At 36.3% G+C, this 22,414-nt stretch carries 9 protein-coding genes; all 9 read left to right on the plus strand.

What is annotated here, in order from left to right:
- The first annotated feature begins 20 nt into the window (after nucleotides 1–20).
- A complete protein-coding gene (locus ACZ1GR_RS09630) occupies nucleotides 21–2,420 on the plus strand; it encodes an ABC transporter permease (protein WP_472608780.1) in 2,400 nt (799 codons plus the stop codon).
- A gap of 198 nt (nucleotides 2,421–2,618) precedes the next feature.
- On the plus strand, nucleotides 2,619–5,033 hold the full coding sequence (locus ACZ1GR_RS09635) for an ABC transporter permease (RefSeq protein ID WP_472608781.1): 2,415 nt from the start codon (nucleotides 2,619–2,621) through the stop codon (nucleotides 5,031–5,033).
- Nucleotides 5,034–5,084: 51 nt separating this feature from the next.
- The gene (locus tag ACZ1GR_RS09640) at nucleotides 5,085–7,475 is read left to right on the plus strand and encodes an ABC transporter permease (protein ID WP_472608782.1); all 2,391 of its coding nucleotides are present in this window, start codon (nucleotides 5,085–5,087) and stop codon (nucleotides 7,473–7,475) included.
- 141 nt (nucleotides 7,476–7,616) lie between these two features.
- Nucleotides 7,617–9,977, plus strand: coding sequence for an ABC transporter permease (locus tag ACZ1GR_RS09645; protein WP_472608783.1), 2,361 nt, complete (start codon nucleotides 7,617–7,619; stop codon nucleotides 9,975–9,977).
- 144 nt (nucleotides 9,978–10,121) lie between these two features.
- Nucleotides 10,122–12,554, plus strand: coding sequence for an ABC transporter permease (locus ACZ1GR_RS09650; RefSeq protein WP_472608784.1), 2,433 nt, complete (start codon nucleotides 10,122–10,124; stop codon nucleotides 12,552–12,554).
- A gap of 18 nt (nucleotides 12,555–12,572) precedes the next feature.
- Nucleotides 12,573–14,960, plus strand: a complete 2,388-nt coding sequence (locus ACZ1GR_RS09655; protein ID WP_472608785.1) for an ABC transporter permease — start codon at nucleotides 12,573–12,575, stop codon at nucleotides 14,958–14,960.
- A 167-nt stretch (nucleotides 14,961–15,127) separates the two neighbouring features.
- Nucleotides 15,128–17,557 (plus strand): ABC transporter permease, encoded by a 2,430-nt coding sequence (locus tag ACZ1GR_RS09660; RefSeq protein WP_472608786.1) that lies wholly within the window; start codon nucleotides 15,128–15,130, stop codon nucleotides 17,555–17,557.
- 23 nt (nucleotides 17,558–17,580) lie between these two features.
- On the plus strand, nucleotides 17,581–19,995 hold the full coding sequence (locus ACZ1GR_RS09665) for an ABC transporter permease (RefSeq protein ID WP_472608787.1): 2,415 nt from the start codon (nucleotides 17,581–17,583) through the stop codon (nucleotides 19,993–19,995).
- Between the two features lie 36 nt (nucleotides 19,996–20,031).
- Nucleotides 20,032–22,407 (plus strand): ABC transporter permease, encoded by a 2,376-nt coding sequence (locus ACZ1GR_RS09670; protein ID WP_472608788.1) that lies wholly within the window; start codon nucleotides 20,032–20,034, stop codon nucleotides 22,405–22,407.
- Nucleotides 22,408–22,414: the final 7 nt, after the last annotated feature.

The following is a 22,414-nucleotide window of genomic DNA, read 5'->3' on the forward strand; positions in this document are numbered from 1 at the left end:
AATCAAAAAACGAAATCATCATGTTCAAAAATTATCTAAAAATAGCTTGGAGAAACCTCTTAAAAAACAAGGGGTATACTGTTATTAATATCGGAGGGCTGGCCCTAGGTATGGCAGTAACACTTATTATTGGTCTTTGGATGTATGATGAGTTAACACGTGACGGTTACTACGTAAATAAAGATAAAATTGCGCAGGTTTTTCAGTCACAAACCTTCAATGGCCGAACGGGAACCGGGCCCGCAATACCACTACCTCTAGAACCAGCATTAAGAGATGGGTACGCTGATAATTTTAAACATTTAATGATGGCCTCTTGGACACAAGACAGCTATATAAAATATAAGGATAATAGTATCTCTCGCCCAGGTAATTATATGCAGCCAATGGCTCCTGAATTTCTTAATCTTGAAATTATAAAGGGCGAAAAAAATGGGCTCAAGGAAATCAATTCTATAATGCTTTCGGCATCCACAGCTGATGCGCTTTTTGGCAAAGAAGATCCTATTGGAAAAGTCGTTAAAATCAGCAACGAGTATGATTTAAATGTAACTGCCGTTTATGAAGATATCCCTTATAACAATACCTTTAATGATACCGATTATATTATCCCTTGGGATAATTATGTAGCCAATCGCGAATGGATTAAAAATTCACTTGACAACTGGGGCAATAATTCTTTTCAATTGTTTGTGCAGTTGGCAGAAAACGCCAATATGGAAACAGTTTCCGAAACCATCAGAAATGTAAAAAAAGACCTTAATGAAGATACCGCAGAATTCAACCCCCAACTTTTTCTGTTACCGATGGAGGACTGGTATCTGCGTTCCAATTTTGAAAATGGTAAACAAGTCGGCGGTCGTATAAAATATGTTTGGTTGTTCGGAATCATTGGGGCTTTTGTACTGCTTTTGGCGTGTATCAACTTTATGAACCTAAGTACTGCTCGCTCAGAAAAACGCGCTAAAGAAGTAGGAATACGTAAATCCATTGGCTCTCAGAAAGGGCAATTGATATATCAGTTTTTGAGTGAATCTTTTTTAGTAGTTCTTTTTGCTTTTGTTGTTGCAGCTGTTATTGTACTTCTATCTTTGAATGGATTCAATGAACTGGCCCGTAAAGAAATTACTTTTCCCTGGAACAATGGTTCTTTTTGGTTGATTTCGGTTGTTTTTATATTATTTACTGCTTTGTTGGCCGGTAGTTACCCCGCACTTTATCTTTCCTCTTTTAAACCTGTAGATGTTCTAAAAGGCACTTTTAAGTCGGGCAAATATGCTGGCTTGCCAAGAAAGATTTTAGTAGTACTTCAATTCACGGTTTCGGTGGCTTTTATTATTGGTACCGTAATTGTGATGCAACAAATAAATCACGCTAAAAATCGTCCAATAGGTTATGATAAAGAAGGGCTGATTCAAATACCCACATGGTCCGCCGATTTTACGGGTAAGACAGATTTAATGCGTGAGCAGTTTTTAAGCTCTGGTGCCGCCACTGCCATGGCTACCTCTAGTAGCCCTACTACCCAAGTTTGGTCTAACAGAAGTGGTTATACCTGGGAAGGAAAACCAGAGGGCTTTCAAGAAGATTTCGCTTGGACGGAAGTCTCACCCGAATATGCAAGTACCTTAAACCTTAAGATTGTTCAAGGAAGGGATTTTTCTAGGGATATGGCTTCGGATTCATTGGGAATTTTAATTAATGAAACCGCCGTCAAATATATGGGAGTTGAAAATCCCGTTGGCATGGTAATCAGAGATACCGATGAAGAAGACCCAGGGCCTTCAAGAAAAATTATTGGCGTAGTTGAAGATATTATAGCCCAATCTCCGTATGAAGCGGTAAAGCAAGCTTGGTACGTATACGACCGTCATGATAATTTTAGCTACTACACCCTAAGGTTGAATCCGAAGCAAAGTGCAGCCAAAAGCATTGCGACCATAGAACGGATATTCAAAGATAATTTTCCCGCGATTCCGTTTCAATATGATTTTGTAGACGATAAATATGCTGAAAAATTTGCTGCGGAGCAGCGCGTAGGCACGCTTTCAGGCATTTTTACGGCCTTGGCCATCTTAATCAGTTGTTTAGGGTTATTTGGCCTTACATCTTTTGTAGCAGAGCAGCGTACCAAAGAAATTGGGGTTCGCAAAGTATTGGGGGCTTCTGTATTCAATGTTTGGAATATGCTCTCTAAAGATTTTTTAAAGTTGGTGGTGATATCCTGTTTTATTGCAGTGCCAATTGCCTACTATATTATGAACGGTTGGCTACAAGAATACCCGTACCGAGTAATCTTAAAATGGTGGATTTTTGCATTGGCCATGTTGGGAGCTATGGGGGTAACTGTGTTAACGGTAAGTTTTCAAGCAATTAGAGCTGCCAAACAAAACCCGGTAAAAAGTTTACGGACAGAATAATAATACTATGCCTTGTTCTAAAAACTTTAAAACAAGGCGTTTAGGTTTAGTAAGGTGTAAATATGTTGTACATAAACTGTAAAAGAAATTTACACACTAACACAATGGTTTATTTTTATATAATTGATTATCAATTGTTTATATGCTTGGCATGGTAATCGATTTTAATTCGTAAGTCAATCATAAAACGAATCGGTCATGTTTAAAAATTATCTAAAAGTAGCCTGGCGAAACATTAGAAAGAATAGAGGAATATTCGCTATCAATATTATTGGTCTCACTTTAGGTATAGCTTCTTGTTTGCTGATAATGCTTTTTGTTGTAGACGAATTGAACTATGACACCTTCAATGAAAAAGCGGATGAAATCGTCCGGGTTGTGCTCAAAGCTAAAATTGAAAATGAAGATATTAGGGAGGCGGTAGTAATGGCTCCTGTTGCCCAAACATTAAAGGAAGTCTTTCCAGAAGTTTTAGATGCTACGCGTTTACAAAAAATTCACAATCCCAGTATCAGCTATAACAAGGTCAAATTTAACAATACGAGCCTGGCCTATGTTGATCCAAACTTTTTTGATGTTTTTACAATGCCCATTATTAAAGGCACATACAAAAATCCTTTAGACGCTCCATATGCTATTGTAGTTACCGAAGAATTAGCATTCAGGTATTTTGGAGAAGAAGACCCGATCGGTAAGTCGTTATCCTTAAACGAAGAAAGTCAGCCTTATAAAATTAGTGCGGTGATGAAAAATATTCCTAAAAACGCGCATTTTCATTTTGACGCCTTTATTTCTATGCAAGGTTTATCTGCCGCTAATAGTAATTCTTGGACTCAAGGTAATTTTCATACCTATCTAGAGCTAGAAAAGGGAGCTTCTCAAAGCGATTTAGAATCAAAATTACCAGGGGTCGTAGAAAAAAATATGGGGCCTCAACTTCAAGAAGAAATAGGTATTTCTTTCGCCGAGTTCAGCAAAGAAAACCCGATAGGTCTCTTTTTACAGCCTTTGACCAGTATTCACCTAAATTCAGAATTTACCAAAGCATCCTCTTTAGAAGAAGGCGGTGATATAAAATACGTTTACATTTTCAGTGCCATAGCACTTTTTATGCTGCTCATCGCCTGTATCAATTTTATGAATCTCTCAACCGCTTCAGCTTCTAAAAGAGCAAAGGAAATAGGCATTCGTAAAGTGTTGGGGTCACGCAGAAAGCAGCTTGCAAATCAGTTTTTAATGGAGTCTTTTTTGGCAACACTTATGGCAATGCTATTTGCCGTAGTATTAGTGGCCATTGTACTACCTTATTTCAATACAATCTCAGGAAAAGAACTTGAATTATCCTATTTGGTAACCCCTAAGCTTATCTCGGCTTTATTGGTAGCCACTTTACTCATAAGTCTTTTGGCTGGTAGCTACCCCACTATTTTCCTATCCTCATTTAAACCCGTAACAGCTTTAAAAAATAAATTCTCTGGCAGTGGCAGAACAAAAGGTTTACGCAGTGGGCTGGTAGTTTTTCAATTTGTAATATCGGCAGCATTAATATTGGGTACACTAGTGGTAAATCAACAGATGTCTTACATTCAAAACAAAAGTCTAGGTTACGATAAGAACGAAATATTGGTTCTTAGGGATGCCTATCTTCTTGGAGAAAACAAAAGAAATGCCCTTAAAAATGAATTGCTTAAAAATTCAAAAGTAGCAGGCGTTAGCGTATCAGGATTTGTTCCGGCAGGCCCTTCCAATAATTCAGTATCTCCAATCTATAAAAACGGCAAATTTATTAGAAGAAGTATGCAGTATGATATTGATGGTGCATACATGAATGTAATGGGCATGACCTTGTTAGAGGGTCGAAATTTTTCAGATGATTTTGGTTTTGAACAAGACAAGGTCATCATAAACGAAAGTGCCGTAAAAGCATTCGGTCTTGGTGAAAATCCATTAGGAAAAAGCTTTGAAAGAGCAACTGACAACGGAAATGAAACAGTGACCGTAATTGGAATAGTAAAAGATTTTCATCATGAATCACTTCATAAAACCATAGAACCCTTAATTATGAACTATGGTTCTGCCGGGGGTCTTGTTGTGCGGGCAAAAACAGCAAATATGAAAGCCCTTATTGCAGACGCACAACAATTGTGGAATGGTTTCAACACAGATGAAGTTTTTAGTTACGCCCTTTTAGATGAGTCTTATAGAGACACCTATGTTGCTGAGCAAAAAATGGGAACTGTGCTCAACATTTTTGCGATACTTACCATTTTAGTGGCCTGTATGGGTCTATTTGGTCTTGTAACTTTTACTGCCGAACAACGCTTTAAAGAGATAGGTATACGAAAAGTTTTAGGTTCTTCGGTTTATCAAATTGTTACAATGCTTTCAAAAGATTTTTTAAAACTTATCGGACTTTCATTTTTAGTGGCATTTCCATTGGGGTATTATTTGATGAATAGCTGGCTTGAAAATTTCGCATATCATATAACAATAAAGTGGTGGTTTTTTGCTTTGGCAGCCATATTTACCATGCTGATCGCTTTTGCTACCATTAGCTATAAGTCATTACATGCCGCTTTACAGAACCCTATCAAAAGCTTAAGAACGGAATAAAAAACACAATCATTCTATGTTGAGTTTAATCAAAATCAAAAAACGAGAATCATGATTACAAATCATTTAAAATTAGCTTGGCGAAATTTGAAAGCTAACCGTATGTTTTCGGTTATAAATATTGTGGGCCTTTCTTTGGGTTTAGCGATTACGATACTTTTATTTATGTTCATTGCCTATGAACGGAGCTATGACACAGATTATATAAACAAAGATGATATTTATAGGACCCTTATTCACACGGGCGAATCTTATGGTAATCAGGTGTTTTGCACTGCGCCGGCTGCATTAGCTCCGGCATTAAAATCCGATATTCCTGATATAGCTTACGCCTCTTGCATGCTAAAACATGATTTTGGGCAGACCGCATTTATCAAAATCGATGAATCTAACTTTTTAGAGAAAGAATTGTATTGGTGTGACCCTGATTTACTTTCCATTTTTAATATGGAATTTGTAAAAGGGAATTCCAATGCTGCTTTAGATAGACCTAATACCGTGATTTTATCAGAAAGTACTGCTAAAAAATATTTTAGCGACAACAATCCTTTGGGCAAAACAATCACGGTAGACAATGAAAAGCAACTAGAAGTAACAGGTGTATTTAAAGATTTCCCGGGGAATAGTACTTTGCATTGTAATGTTATAGGGTCTTTTAGTTCTTCTTGGGCAGCAAAAAACCCTACTTGGGGCAACTCTAGTTTTGAAACCTATGTTCAGCTTAAAAAAAACACTTCTGTCGCAGCAACAGAATTGCAAATGCAAGCTATTTTAGATAAAAATGTAGCGAAAGAGGGGCAATGGTTTACACTATCCTTGCAGCCTTTAGAGAAAGTTCATTTGTATTCCTCAAATTACGTTAATTCGTATACCAACAGAGTCGGTAATATTAGCGAGATAGAAAACTTATCCATTCTAGGCTTATTAATTCTAATAATAGCCTGTGTCAATTATATGAATTTAATGACTGCCAGGTCTCAAAAACGATCAAAAGATGTTGGTATTAACAAAACACTTGGAGCATCATCTAAAAGCATGATTGTTCGTTTTTATGCAGAGACAGGTTTAATAACGTTTATTGCTTTAGTTATTGGAGTAGTATTAGCGGTTGTTACCGTTCCAATTTTTAACGCCATTACGGAACAACAGCTCGATATTTCTTTATTGTTTAAAGCAGAATTAGTGATTGGCTTGTTTGTTTTTTGGGCAATCACAACGCTTATTTCGGGGTCATATCCTGCATTTTATTTGTCGCGTTCTTCTCCAAAAGCGATTCTTAATCCAGAAATAAAACAGGCAGGAGGCGTTGTGAATATTAGAAAAGGGCTGGTAGTATTACAGTTTGCTGCCTCTGTGATGCTTATTGTTGGTGTTATTACCATTTATAAGCAATTACAATTAATACAAAATCAAGAATTAGGATATGAACCTGAACATACGGTCGCTATTTCTACCATGGCCATTAACGAAACAGCAAAGAAAACAGCGTTGGTACAAGAGTTCAAGTCTTTAAGTAATGTAACCAATACTGCCATGGCGCAAGGGTTCCCTGGGGTTACGGTAAGTGGAAGAATGCTTTTTAAAAATGAGCAAGATGAAAACGGATTACAGATAAGTACCAATCGTGTTGATGCCGAAGTTATTGATTTGCTCAAGTTAAAACTGTTATCAGGTAAAATGCTGCCAAGTGTAAAACAAGAAAATGACACCTTAATTGATGTTGTCTTAAACAAAAAAGCAGTGCGATACTTAGGTTATTCTGTAGAAGATGCTGTAGGTAAAAAAGTCTTGATAGGCGGTTTTAGGGATAATGCCACCATAGTTGGTGTAATTGATGATTTTAACTTTGAATCGCTACACGAACCTATTGGAGCATACGCTTTCCATAATGGAAAATCAGAAGCCAAATCGTTTGCTTTGGTGCGTTTTAATAGTGCTTCATTACCGGTTATTATGGGAGAACTAGAAGCAAAGTTTAAAGAAGTTGTACCAGAATCAGGTTTTGAATACGTCTTTTTAGACAAGAATCTTGAACGTTTCTATTCCTTAGAACGAAAAGCGGCAACTCTGGGGCTTTTATTCTGTGGCTTAGCCATATTTGTTGCTTGCTTAGGGCTCTTTGGATTAGCTGCTTTTATGGCAGAACAGCGCAAAAAAGAGATCGGCGTTCGTAAAGTTTTAGGGGCCAGTGTATTTAATATCACCAAAATGTTATCGAAGGAATTTGTAAAGCTTGTTTTAGTTTCTCTTTTGATAAGTTTTCCTTTAGCCTATTGGGTGATGAATGGTTGGCTAGAAAATTACGCGTACCGTATAAACATAAGCTGGTCTATATTTTTTATCGCCGGATTACTAGCGATAGCAATTGCCTTGTTTACGGTAAGTTTTCAATCCATCCGGGCAGCAATGATGAATCCGGTAAAAAGTCTAAGAACAGAATAGCCTTGTAAATTAATTATACATAAGGTGTAAAAAAAATTTACAGTCTATAGTTGGATGATTATTTTAAACAATTGATTTATAAATAGTTAAATAATGGCATAAAATTAGATTTCAATTACATATCAATCAAAAAAAGTAATCATGTTTAAAAACTATCTAAAGATCGCTTGGCGGAATCTTCTTAGAAATAAGAGCTTTTCGCTACTGAATATTTTTGGTTTATCAATAGGTCTAACGGTTTCTGCCCTGATACTTCTTTGGGTTAACTACGAAATTGGGTATGACCAATTCCATGAAAAGAAGGATAGAATTTATCAGGTGTACAATAAGTATCCTGTAGACGGAGAAATATGGACTTGGAACAGTACTCCAAAAGTGATGGCTCCTACTTTAAAAAAAGACTATCCAGAAATCGAGGAAGTCTCCCGATATTTTTACAATTTCAATTTTCTTTTTAGTCAGGGCGACAAGAGTATCCAATCAACGGGTACTATAGTAGACCCTAGCTTCCTAAAGATTTTTAGTTTTCCATTGATAGAAGGAAACATAACAGCGGTTCTCGAAGATGTAAACAGTTTAGTGGTGACAGAATCCTTCGCCAAAAAGATGTTTGGTGACGAACCAGCTATTGGACAAGTGGTTGAAATGGATGACAGGGATTCTTTTAAGATAAGTGGAATTCTTAAAGACCTTCCTGAAAATTCAGACTTCAGATTTGAATATTTAATACCGTGGTCCTATTTGAAACAGCGCAATTGGGATGATGAATATTGGGACAACAACTCGGTCGGTACTTTCGTCCTGTTAAAGGAGGACGTGGATTATCATGCTTTTTCTAAGAAGGTTTCAACCCTCAGAGAGAAATACGATAGAGAATCACCCAATATGATTACTTATCTCTATCCCTACACTCGGTCACACTTATATTCTGAATTTGAAAACGGTATAGAAACAGGTGGACTTATCGATATCATTAGGCTGTTTGCCCTAATTGCAGTAATCGTTTTGGTGATTGCCTGTATTAACTTTATGAATCTTAGCACGGCACGGAGTGAAAAGCGAGCCAAGGAGGTAGGCGTTCGAAAAGTTGTTGGGGCTAGAAAATATACATTGATTTGGCAATTTTTGGGAGAGTCTATTCTCATCAGTACTCTAGCTACAATTGTTGCTTTGGGAACGGTCATATCGGTACTGCCATGGTTTTCAGAATTAATAAACATTGAGCTTTCCATTAATTGGAAAAATCCCTGGTTATATCTCTCTATCTTAGGAATTGTATTGTTTACAGGAATTCTAGCGGGAAGCTACCCTGCTCTATATCTGTCTTCCTTCAAACCCTCTTCAGTATTAAAGGGAACTTTCCAAAAAATCAATACGCTCGTAACTCCTAGAAAGGTATTGGTAGTCATCCAATTTTCCGTGGCCATCATTTTAATTACGGCTACTATCGTTATTAGGCAGCAAATTGATACTGTTCAAAATCGGAAATTGGGCTACAACAAAGACCAATTAATCACCATAACTATTGAAGGCGAAATAGAAGAAAGCTACGAAACCATTAAAACCGAACTTTTAAAAAGTGGGAGCGCTACATCCATTTCAAGAATGGGTAGTAGGGTAACGGAAAGTTGGAGCAATTCTTGGGGTATAGAGTGGCCAGGAAAGAATCCTGAGAATAAAACTTTGGTCCACCGTATGAGTACTGATGCCGATGTGGTTAAGACACTGGGACTAAACTTAATACAAGGTAGAGACTTTGATTTACAAAGATATCCTACGGATTCTACGGGGGTTATTTTAAATGAGGCAGCCGTTAGTTTGATGGGTTTCGATGACCCACTGGGAAAAATCATTAAAGATAACAATACCGATTGGCAGGTGATAGGTGTAGTGGAAGATTTTGTGTTCAACTCCCCCTTTCAAAAAATTGAGCCAATGATTATTCAAGGTGCCCAATGGTGGTTAAATACTATTCACATTAAGTTAAATTCAGACCAAAATGTTGCAGATAATTTGGCAATAATTGAAACTATTTTTAAAAACCAAAATCCCACATATCCTTTTAATTATGAGTTTGTGGACCAAGTGTATGCCAGAAATTTTGTTAGTGAACAACGCTTTGAAAAACTCGCTAGTCTTTTTACGCTTTTAACCATTCTAATTTCCTGTTTAGGGCTATTTGGTTTGGCTAGTTATATGGCTCAGAACAGAATCAAAGAGATAGGAGTCCGCAAAGTATTAGGGGCTTCTGTAAGTGGTATTACCGCTTTACTTTCAAAAGACTTTTTAAAGTTGGTAGGCATTTCGCTCTTGATTGCTATTCCCATATCATGGTACGCCATGAATCAATGGCTTCAAGATTTCGCATACCGCATAGACCTTTCGTGGTGGGTGTTTGCATTAGCCGGTCTTTCAGCATTGGTTATCGCATTCCTAACGGTAAGTTATCAAGCAGTTAAGGCAGCAAAACGGAATCCGGTAAAAAGTCTAAGAACAGAATAGCCTTGTAAATTAATTATACATAAGGTGTAAAAAAAATTTACAGTCTATAATTAGGTGATTGTTTTAAATATTTGATTTGCAACTAGTTAAATAATGGCATAAAATTAGATTTCAATTACATATCAATCAAAAAACGAATTGGTCATGTTTAAAAATTATCTAAAAGTTGCCTGGCGTAGTCTTAAAAGACAGCCCTTTTTTACTTCATTAAACATCTTTGGTCTTGCCATAGGTATGTCCGGTGTTTTACTAATCTCATTATATATTCATAATGAGTTGAACTATGATAAAATGTTCGCTGACGCCAGCCGCATTCATAGGATAAATGCGGATATTAAATTTGGTGGAGATGAAAATATATCTGCTGAAACAGCTGCACCTATGGCAGCAGTATTGGAAAATGACTTTCCGGAAGTAGAAATGGCTACCCGAATTAGAAATTTAGGAAGTATTCTTTTACGTAAAAGTGCTGCAAAAAATAATACTAAAGAACTCCATTCTGCGTATGCCGATGCCAACTTCTTTAAAATGTTCGGTCTTGATTTACTAGTTGGCGACACCAGAACTGCGCTAAAAGAACCAAATACCCTAATACTTACCAAAACAGCGGCAGAAAAGCATTTTGGGGTTAACAATGCATTGGGGCAAGAACTAGTTCTTGACAATACAGATACGTATACCGTCACTGGGGTAATTAATGATTTACCTAAAAACTCTTTATTGCGTGATCACAGCATTTTTATGGCCATGTCTGGTTATGAAGATGCCCAACAAAATGAATGGGGGAGCCATAACTATTTTACTTTTATTAAGCTTATTCCAAGTGCAAAAATTGAAGATTTTCAAGCTCCGCTTCAAGGAATTGTTGGAGATTATCTAATTCCTTGGGTGCAAAACATTTATCCAGGGATTACAGAAAAAGACTTTAGGGCCTCGGGAAACTATGTGAATTATTATTCCATCCCTTTAACAGATATACACTTACATTCAGATGCTCATATTGAATTGAGCGCAAATGGATCTATCCAAAACATTTACATTCTTTCTTTTATCGGGTTGTTCTTAATTCTATTGGCAAGTGTAAATTTTATGAATCTGTCTACTGCCCATTCTTTAAAGAGGGCCAAAGAAGTGGGTATTCGAAAAACCTTAGGTTCAAATAAATCTGGTTTAATAAGACAGTTCTTAACAGAGTCTGCACTTATCTCTTTTATTTCGCTCTTGGCAGCAATTGTAATCGCAATTTTTGTAATGCCTTTTTTTAATGAGCTTGCAGGAACAGAAATAAGTATACCCTATCTCAATCCGATTTTTTGGTTAGTTGTACTTTTTTCAACAGTTGTATTAAGCTTATTTTCAGGATGGTACCCTGCTTTTTTTATGTCTCGATTTATTCCGGTGAAAGTTCTGAAAGGGTTAGGTAAATCAAGTGTAGGCGGAGGTAATATTCGTAACTCATTAGTAATTTTTCAATTTGCTATTTCTGTGTTCTTAATAGTAGGTACACTTGTAGTATTTAACCAGCTCGATTATATACAAAGTAAAGAATTGGGTTTTTCAAAAGATCAGATTTTAATCGTTCAAGACTTTTATGGCGCAAGGGAAAAAGGCGATGTAATTAAGCAAGAAGTGCAAAAACTCGCTCAAGTTGAAAGCGCTGCAATAAGCAGTTTTTTGCCAACACCATCTTCAAGATCAGATTACACTTATTTTAAAGAAGGTTTTAATAATCAAGAAGATGCCGTTAACATGCAGCGATGGCTTGTTGACTACGACTATTTAAAAACTTTAGGTATTGAACTTAAGGCAGGACGCGATTTTAGTCCACAACGGACAGCGGATTCTACAGCAATAATAATAAATGAAACTGCGGCGTCACTTTTAGGTGTAAGTGCCAAAGAGGCTCTAGGTTTAAGAGTATCTAGTGATATAGGAGATGAAAATGGCGAATTTTATACCATAATTGGTGTCGTTGATAACTTTCATTTTGAAACATTACGAGATGACATTGGCGCACTAAGCCTGAGATTAGGAACCTCAACAGGAAACTTGGCCGTCAAACTCAGTGGAAGGGATTTTTCTAATACAATAGCTGCAATTGAACAAGTATGGGATAAAAATATTCCTGAACAACCTTTAGCTTATAGTTTTATGGATGAGTCGTTTAATAATACGTATCGGGCCGAACAAAGATTGGGGCGAATTTTTATTGTTTTTACAGTTCTTTCCATTTTTATTGCTTGCCTTGGCTTATTCGGGTTGGCCGCATTTAATGCAGAAAAACGTACCAAGGAAATCGGTGTAAGAAAAGTTTTAGGGGCTAGTGTTGGCCAAATTTCATATCGACTTACCTTAGATTTTCTAAAACTTGTAGGTGTTGCCATATTTATATCATTACCCATCGGTTGGTACGCAATGAACAAGTGGTTACAAGATTTTTCATATCGAATTGAAGTCAGTTGGTGGATCTTGGCGCTCGCTGGGCTTATAGCCATATCGATTGCCATAATAACTGTAAGCTACCAAAGTATTAAAGCGGCTATTGTAAACCCTGTCAAAAGTTTGCGTACGGAATAAAATATATAAATTCATCTTATGCTAATAAAATACGCATTAAGGAACATAAAAAAAAGACCTGTTTTAAACGGTATTAAAGTTATTGGTCTAGCACTTGGTTTATGTGGAATCATATTTATTGCACTTTTTATTAAGAATGAATTAGGTTATGATAGGCAGTATGCTAAGGCAGAAAATATTTATCGGTTAACTGCTACTAGTCCAGATTTTTTAGAGCACAATCATTTTGCACGTTTTTTTGCCGCTCAAGAACTGCCTTCATTAACAGAAGCAATTCCCGAAATTGAACATTTTGTGCGCTTAGCACCAATTCGTGGTAAGCTTATACGGCACCAAGAAAAATATTATGCAATAAATCAAGGCTTTGCAGTTGATGACTCTTTTTTTGAGCTTTTTGATATTCCATTACTAAAGGGCGATACGAAAACCGTTTTTCAGAACCCAGGTTCGGTGGTGGTTTCAAAATCACTTGCAGAAAATATTTTTGGAAAGAGTAATCCCATTGGTAAAGTAATCTCTTTACCAGAAGGTCATTTTAATGCTACAAAAGCTGATTTTCAAATCATGGGGGTAATGGAAAACCCCAAACAACAAAGTCATCTACATCCTGATATTTTATTTATGCCCGGGAAAGACAAAATTCAGGGCTGGGCCTATCAATATTTACTTTTAGCGGAAAACACAAATATTAAAGCTGTAGGTGAAAAATTATCTCTTGCCCTAGCAGATGTATTTACTAATGATAATACGACAGATAAAACTGAGGTTGCAGCTCACTTAATGAACATAACTGATATTCATTTGCAGTCTGATCTGTTTCGTGAAATTGAACCAAATAGTTCTCTGTCCAACATATGGGTTCTAGTAATTGCAGGGATAATTTTACTACTGATAGCATTGAGCAATTTTGCAAGTCTAAACCTGGGAATGTCTGGTTACCTATCAACTTTTTTGGCAATTAATCAAATTTTAGGGTCATCCAAGCGAATCATGGGTAGCTACTTTTTAATTGAAAGTGCTTTAGTCATACTATTTTCAATAGTTTTTTCGCTCGCATTACTATATCCCATTAATACCTTGATTTATGAAAACTACCAGATCGATCTCATTGAGAATAATTGGTTATTTATAGCGCTAACGATTAGCATATCTAGTATGCTCATGATTTTTGCAGGCTTACAACCGGTATTAAAAAATCGTTTGAGGCGTGTATCTCTTCAAAAAAAATTAAGAAACGAAGGAAAAACTAAAACGCACAAAGTTTTGCTTGTCACACAGTTTAGCCTTGTAATTATAATGTTGGTTGTTGTACTGGTTATATCCAAACAGACAAATTATGCCCTAGACAAAGCCATGGGCGCTAAGGAGAACATCGTTTGTTTGCCTTTGGTACATTCTGAAATTCAAAAAGATTTTGGCCTCTTTAAAACCGAATTGTTAAAACAAAGTGGGGTTTCTTCTGTCTCCGCAATGATGGATACTCCTGGAAGCGAAACACATGATATGTTTTCCTATACGCTCCAAGATGCTCCCAAATCTGAACAAGATACTAATACAATTGGAGTTTTTGCGGCGGATTACTCTTTTGCTGATGTATTTGGACTTACCTTTTTGGGTGGTGAAAATTTTACTAATGATAATATGGATGAAAGCGGTAATGGGGAATATCTTATCAATGAAAGTGCTTTACATCATTTAGGTTTTCAAGATGCTCAAGCTATAGTAGGTAAAGAATTTCAATTGCTCTCTCCAGTGCCTGGTGTGGAACTTCCCCAGGGTAAAATTATTGGGGTAGTCGAAGATTTTCATTTATCGGGATTGCAAACTAAGGTGGAGCCTCTGGTACTATTTAAGAGGGAAAATAGCTGGTTAAATAGTATTGTAATTTCCTATAATTCCAAATCTAAAAATGAAGTTATTCAAAGCATGCAGCATGTGTGGAGCACGCTATTTCCAGAATATCCTTTAGATTATGTAGAAGTGAATACCATTTACAGGGATGTTTATAAAACAGAATTACTCCAGAAAAGACTGATTTTGCTTTTTGCGTTAATTTCAATTTTTGTTTGCACAATGGGCGTATTGGGCCTTGCCTTGATGTTAGCGCAGCGTAGATATAAAGAAATAGGAATTCGAAAGGTAAACGGCGCGAGCAAGACAGAAATACTAGTGCTTCTTAACAACGATTTTATAAAATGGTTACTAGTGGCATTTATCTTAGCTATGCCATTATCCTATTTTGCGGTAACCACTTGGTTAGAAGGTTTTGCCTATAAGATTTCATTAAGCCCATGGATGTTTCTTTTATCTGGTGGGGCGGTCATTCTACTGACCTTATTAACGGTTAGTTTTCAGAGCTATAAAGCGGCTAATCAAAATCCCGTGAATAGTCTAAGGTCAGAATAGTTTAAAAGATTTTAAGTGTAAACATATTATACAAAACCTGTCCAAAAAATTTACACTTCTCATTTTATTTATTTTTACAGTTATTTGTTTTTCAATACTTTATGTGTTTGGCATGAAAATAGACTTTTGATAATGATCTAGGTATTTCTAACACAAACAAACACTTTATGTATAAGCTTTTTCTAAAAATTGCAACGCGTTATCTCTTCAAAAACAAGTTGTATTCTTTCATAAACATTTTTGGTCTAGCTATTGGAATCGCCTCTTTTGTATTAATAATGCTATATGTAAATTATGAGAATAGCTATGACAAATTTAAAGGTTCGGAGAATGTGTATAGAACTTATATGGATTACTTGGAAGGTGGGGACACCTTCGCCCCTGGGGACGCTATGACCTATAATTTATCTGGCCCTACTTTAAAGAAAGAATTTCCAGAAGTCTTGGATTATGTACGTTTCTACTATTTTGAGAAGATGACCTTTAAGGTAGGAGACCGAATTTTAGAAGAGCCTCTTGGGTCGCTGGCAGACCCCTCCTATTTTAATATTTTTAGTTACCCTTTACTTAAAGGAAATAAAGAAACAGTACTTGCTGAACCCTATTCCATAGTGCTTTCAAAATCATTCGCTAAAAAATTGTTCGGTAATGAAAATCCGATACAAAAAACGATCTCAGCTTATCGAGCAGGCACAGAAGCAGTGCTCACCGTAACTGGTATTATGGAAGATGTTCCAAAAACGGCCCATTATAGAAATTCTTTCTTGATTTCATATGAGACCGAAAAAACCTGGACAGATTGGGGGCCAAGGGCCCATGAGCTCAATTGGAACATGAATAATTATTATACCTATTTAAAGTTGGCTCCAAATACTAATACTGATCTTCTTCGCCAAAAAATAATTGATAGTGATATTGAAGAAGATGAAGAAGAAAGACATAACATAGAACCTATTGAGGCTATCCATTTATATTCTAACAAACCTTATGAAGTCTCTGTAAATGGAAGTGCTACACGCATTAAGTTTTTGTCGGCTATTGCCTTTATAATCCTTATACTATCGTGGTTAAACTATGTGAATCTTTCCGCAACAAAATCGATGGAGCGGGCAAAAGAAACCGGGATTAGAAAAGTTGCAGGTGCGCAAAAATCGCAATTAATTATCCAATCCTTAATGGAGTCTACGCTGCTAAATTTTATTGCGATAGGTTTTGCAGTTCTTCTGGTTTTAATTCTTTTGCCCACATATAATGCTATTACCTCTAAAGAATTGAGTCTTACTTTTTCTAATATAATAGATTTTTTACCATACTTCGCTTTCATCCTTTTAGGGATGCTATTAGCTGGTCTATACCCAGCTGTATTACTAAGTAGGTATTCGCCGGCAAAAGCCTTAAAAGGAAAGGTAAGGGCATCTGCTGAAGGGTTAAATATTCGAAAAGGATTAATTACAACACAATTTTTAGCGACCATTATTTTATTAATCGGGACTATTGTTGTCACCAAACAAATCAACTTTTTAGAAAGTAAACCTATTGGCGCAAACGTGAACCAAATTATTGCATTAAAAGGTTCTGTAGTGACATCAAAAGCAGACTCTTTAGTGGTAAACGATTTTCAGGTTTTAAAGGAAGAACTTAAAACTTTGTCTTTTGTTAAAAATACCGCAATAGCGCAAACCTATCCTGGTGATAGTTTTGACAACCTATCATCAACACGAGGAATTGAATTACCCGACGGAACACGAAAAGATGAAAAGATATTCTATAGTTACCATGCCCAACCTGATTATTTTGACTTGGTCGATATAGAGTTTTTAGCTGGAGGAACATTTTTACCCTCATCGGATTGGGAAGGCAATCAAGTTGTAGTGAATGAAACTTTCCTGAAAACTATGGGGATTTCGTCACCAGAAGATATTTTAAATAAAACGATTAGTTTCTGGGGCAATAATGATTGGCGGGTTTCTGGTGTTATTAAAGATTACTATCATTTTGGTTTAAAAAGTCCGGTATTACCAATGGTCATACGATATCAAAGAGAAGTGAGCAATGTTCTGGTAAAGCTAGACCCATCCGTAACATCTACTGCCGGATTTACTCCTGCGATAAACCAGATAAAAGCCAAATGGAAACAAGTTTTTCCACAGAGTACCTTTAATTATATTTTTCTAGATCAAAAGTTCGAAGCTCAATATAAAGAAGATAAGGCCTTTGGCACAGCATTTCAAATTTTCACATTTCTAGCAATTATAATTGCTTCAATGGGGCTATTTGGTCTTACATCATACACGGTAGTTCAGCGTAAAAAAGAAATTGGTATTAGAAAAGTAAATGGAGCTACCATAGCTCAAGTACTTACCCTATTAAATAAAGATTTTGTGAAATGGGTAGGTCTTGCTTTTGTTATTGCTTTACCAATTTCTTGGTATGCTATGAACAAATGGTTAGAAGGTTTTGCATATAAAACTACATTAAGTTGGTGGGTTTTTGCATTGGCCGGAATTGTAGCGCTATTTATTGCTTTACTAACCGTAAGCTGGCAAAGTTTTCAGGCTGCCATTGCAAACCCTGTAGAGTCTTTAAGAGACGAGTAACAATCAATCAAAAAACAACAATCATGTTTAAGAACTATTTGAAAATCGCCTGGCGTAATCTTTGGAAAAACAGACTGTTTACTTCAATAAATATAGTAGGTTTATCCGTTGCCTTTGCTGTGGCTACCCTGTTGGTTATGGATTCCCTTAATGAACTTTCTTATGATAGCTTTCATGAAAACGGAGACCAACTTTATAAAACTTACATTACCTGGCAGACACCAAAAGGTACAGAGATTGGTACAAGTATGCCCACCCCATTTTCCGAAGCGTTAAAGTCTGAGGTGCCAGGTGTTCAAAAAATCACTCAATTTCTTGAAGAGAATGCCTTGCTGTTCTACAAGGAAAAGGAAATCAATCTAGACGCTGTATGGGTAGCTCCAGATTTCTTTTCAATGTTTACCCTGCCTATTCTTCAAGGAAATAAAACCAATCCACTACAAGATTTATCATCAGTAGTCATTTCAGAAGCTGCAGCAAGTAAATTATTTGGTGATGAGAATCCTATAGACAAAGTTGTCAACATCTTAATTAATGGAAAACAAGAACCCTTTACAATAAGAGCTGTTACAAAAGAGAATACTAACGAAAGTTCATTAGAATTTGAAATTGCAATACCTTTTGAAAAAAATGCGTCATATGTGCCAACCAAAGAAAGATGGGGGGCTCAATATCATGATGTGTTGGTCCAATTAGAAAAAGGGGTTTCGGCCAAGGCTTTTGAAAAAAACAGCAATGCATTTACCAATCTTCATTATAAAAACTCGATTGAAAAACTAAAACGTGATGGTGCATTACCAGATGCAAACGGACAATTTCTTCAACTAGGTCTACTTCCCATAAAAGAGATTCATTTCACCAGTTTTAATACGGGCGTTGCCGAAACCAGCCGCACCAGTGTTTATCTTGTTCTAGGGGTGGCCTTTTTAATTTTATTTATCGCCTGTGTCAACTTTATTAATATGAGTATCGCCAAAAGTTCACAAAGATTACGTGAAATAGGTATGCGCAAGACCTTAGGGGCAGAAAAGAGACAGTTATTTTTTCAATTTTGGGGAGAAAGTCTTTTGGTTTTTACCGTTTCGATAGGTGTGGGCATTCTTCTCAGTATTCTGTTGTTAGATAATTTTCAGGCTCTTTTTAGAACCAGCGCTTCTTTCGAAGTGCTCCTTTCTTCAAAAGTACTAGTGGGCGCAATCGTTTTGATATTTGCCATTACACTGATAGTTGGTGGCTACCCGGCTTTACTGCTAAGTCGCCTTGGTACCATTCAATCTTTAAAAGGAAAACTGGAGACTTCTGGAGGAAATAGGTTGCGTGATGCATTGATAGTAGTGCAATTTGGTATTGCCATATTGCTCATTAGTGGCACTTTAGTGTTATGGGGTCAGGTAGAATTTATGCGCAATAAAGATCTAGGGTATGATAAGGAACAAGTATTCTCCTTTCCTATTAACGGAAAAAAGAACAGCTACGATGCTATAAAATTATTGCGCCAAGAGCTTTCTGGAAACCCTGATATTTTAGGAATCAGCGCTTCAGACATCAACCTTGGAAGAGGAAGGGACGGAAGCCAATATACAAGTGTATGGGGTTTTGATTATAAAGGCAAAAGTGTTAATACCAACGCCTTGGTTGTCGATTACGATTACATAGAAACCTTGGGGCTAGAGTTGCTTCAAGGGCGAAACTTCGAAATTAATAGAAAGACGGATGCTCAGGCGGTAGTTATAAATGAAAGTATGGCAAAAGAGCTTGGTGAAAAGAACCCCTTAGAAGCTAAAATTGCTATTAACGACACCTTGGCTTACCCTGTTATAGGCGTGGTAAAGGACTATAATTTTCAAGATGTTTCGAAGGCCATAGAACCCCTTACCTTTCTTTTAGATAGAACGGAAGGTTTAAACTACGCCTTTGTAAAAGTAAACCCGGTAAACATGGCCAATTCTGTTGAGTCAATAGAAGCGGCTTATAAAAAGATAGAGCCAAATGCAACATTTTTGGGCTCGTTCTTAGATGAAAATGTGGACCGAACTTTTAGAAGGGAGAAAACTATGGCAACACTTATTACCACAGGTTCTATTATAGCAATAATTTTAAGCTGTATCGGTCTTTTTGCTATGTCACTTTTAATAGTTGCACAACGCACTAAAGAAATAGGAATTAGAAAGGTTATCGGTGCAAGTGTATCTTCCATAACCTATATATTGACCAAAGATTTTCTTCGATTAGTATTCATTGCTTTTATAATAGCCAGTCCAATAGCGTGGTGGTTAGGTAAAGAATGGTTGCAGAATTATGCCTATCATATGAATCTAAATTGGTCCTTGTTTGTTATTTCTGGAGCAACGGCAGTCCTGATAGCACTTTTAACTATTGGTACTAAAACTATCAGAGCTGCAATGCAAAACCCTATAGATTCTTTAAGGGATGAATAAAATACTTTTTGAGCCATCACTATATAAAATTAAAACATGTTAAAGCACAATCTTTTATTGTATTTGAGAAACATTAGAAAGCACAAAAGCAGTTTCTTAATTAACCTAGTAGGTTTATCCACAGGATTAACTTGTGTCTTATTGGTCTATTTATGGGTTTTCAATGAAGTTTCGATTGATAAGTTTCATGAGAATGAAGCGTCTTTATATCAAGTTCGAAGAAATGTCCCCATTGGTCAAGGAGCAATTGGCACATTTACTTCAAACTCTAGCTTAATGCTTAAGGCATTGCAAGAAGAGGTGCCTGAAGTTGAAATGGCCGTGGCTATATATGAGTTTGACGGTAATGCAAGACTAGAAACCGAAACAAAAAAATTAAGTGCCTTTGGGCATATGGCAAGTGACGATTTTTTTAAGGTCTTTTCTTTTCCCTTAATCTCTGGGGATAAAAACACAGTGTTGTCAGATGTGAGTTCTGTGGTGATTTCTTCAAAATTAGCCAGTAGGTTTTTTGGTCCAGATGTTGATTTAATAGGAAAGACTATTGCTTTAAAGGAAGGGGAAGAAGAAATAGATGATGTATTTACCATTACTGGTGTTTTTGAAATACCAAAAAATTCTTCAAAACAGTTCGATTTTGTACTGCCGTATAAAACCTTTTTAAAGTACCGAAATCCAGATTACATCAACTGGTATAGCAACAGTTCTAGTATTTACACATTGCTTAAACCTAATGTAGATATTAAGGCCTTTAATGGTAAAATGGCCAACTTTATTAAAAAGAAAAATGAAAATGTTGATGAGCAGGTATTTTTTACTAAGTACAGTGATAATTATCTAAAAGGAAGCTATGAAAATGGAAAACAAGTTGGGGGGCGAATAACCTACGTGATTCTTTTTTCTATAGTAGCACTCTTTGTTCTTTTAATAGCCTGCATCAACTTTATGAACCTTTCAACGGCCAGAGCATCAAGAAGATTAAAAGAAGTAGGAATCAAAAAAGCAGTGGGAGCAAGCAGAAAGTCGCTTGTTTTTCAATTCCTTACCGAATCTTTGTTGCTGTCATTCTTTTCTTTAATTAGTGCCTATTTTATTGTGTTATTGATTTTGCCTTGGTTTAATAATTTAACGGGTAAAGAATTAGTCTTTGCAATCGAAGGCTCAGTGATTTTTACAATTATTGGTATAACCCTATTGACAGGTTTAATTTCAGGGAGCTACCCGGCTTTATATTTAACTAAGTTCAGTGCCGTTAAAGTTTTAAAAGGAAAGATACGCACTTCGTTCGGAGAGCTTTTTATTCGAAAAGGTCTTGTAATTTTTCAATTTAGTATTTCGCTATTACTAATTGTTGCGGTGAGCGTAATCTATATGCAACTCGATTATATTCAGTCAAAAAACCTAGGCTTTAATAAGGACAATGTGATGATTTTTGAGCGTCAAGATGGACTTATTACCAACATGGAAGTTTTTATTAAAGAAGCAAAACAGCTACCTGGGGTAGTTAATGCCTCTTTTATGCAGGGTGGTATGACTAATTTCAGTAATTCATCTCGGGGCCATACATGGCCCGGGCAAAATGAAGAAGATAAAGAGATAACTTTTAGACATGCACATGTTGGTCCAGAATTTATAGAAACCATGGGCATAGAACTAAAAGAAGGTCGGTCTTATGTCAAAGAAAAGCCTGATAACGATTCAAAAATTATACTGAATGAGACAGCGGTAAAACTAATGGGGCTCAAAAATCCTATAGGAACAATTATAAATATGCGCGGACCAAACAGAGAAATTATTGGTGTTGTAAAAGATTTTAATATTCAATCATTATATCAAGAGATTGCCCCAATGGCATTATTATGTAGAACAGAATGGGTAAGTAATTTAGTGGTGAAAATAAAGGCAGGTGAAGAAAAAGCTACCATAGCAGCTTTAACCAAATTGTACAATAAATTCAATCCCGGATTAGAATTTAATTTTCGCTTTCTGGACAATCAATACCAACAACTCTACTTATCTGAACAAAGAGTAGCTACTTTATCCAAATATTTTGCAGGAATGGCCATTTTAATATCTTGCCTAGGTCTTTTTGGGTTAGCGGCTTTTTCAGCAGAAAGACGAAAAAAGGAAATAAGCATTCGAAAAGTTCTTGGCCAAACAGCATCTCAAGTTACAATAATGTTGTCTAGTGAATTTGTAAAATTAGTGCTAATCTCAATGGTGATTGCACTACCAATAGCCTATTTATTGGCAAAAGATTGGCTGTCGCAATTTGCATACAAAATACCATTACATGCGGGCTACTTTATAGGGGCAGGGTTAGCGGCTTTATCAGTTGCGATGTTTACCGTTGGAAGTCAAGCGATTAATGCGGCCAATAAAAATCCTGTTAAGGCACTTAGAGAAGAATAAAAATTAA

This window comes from Croceitalea sp. W27, from assembly GCF_055693185.1.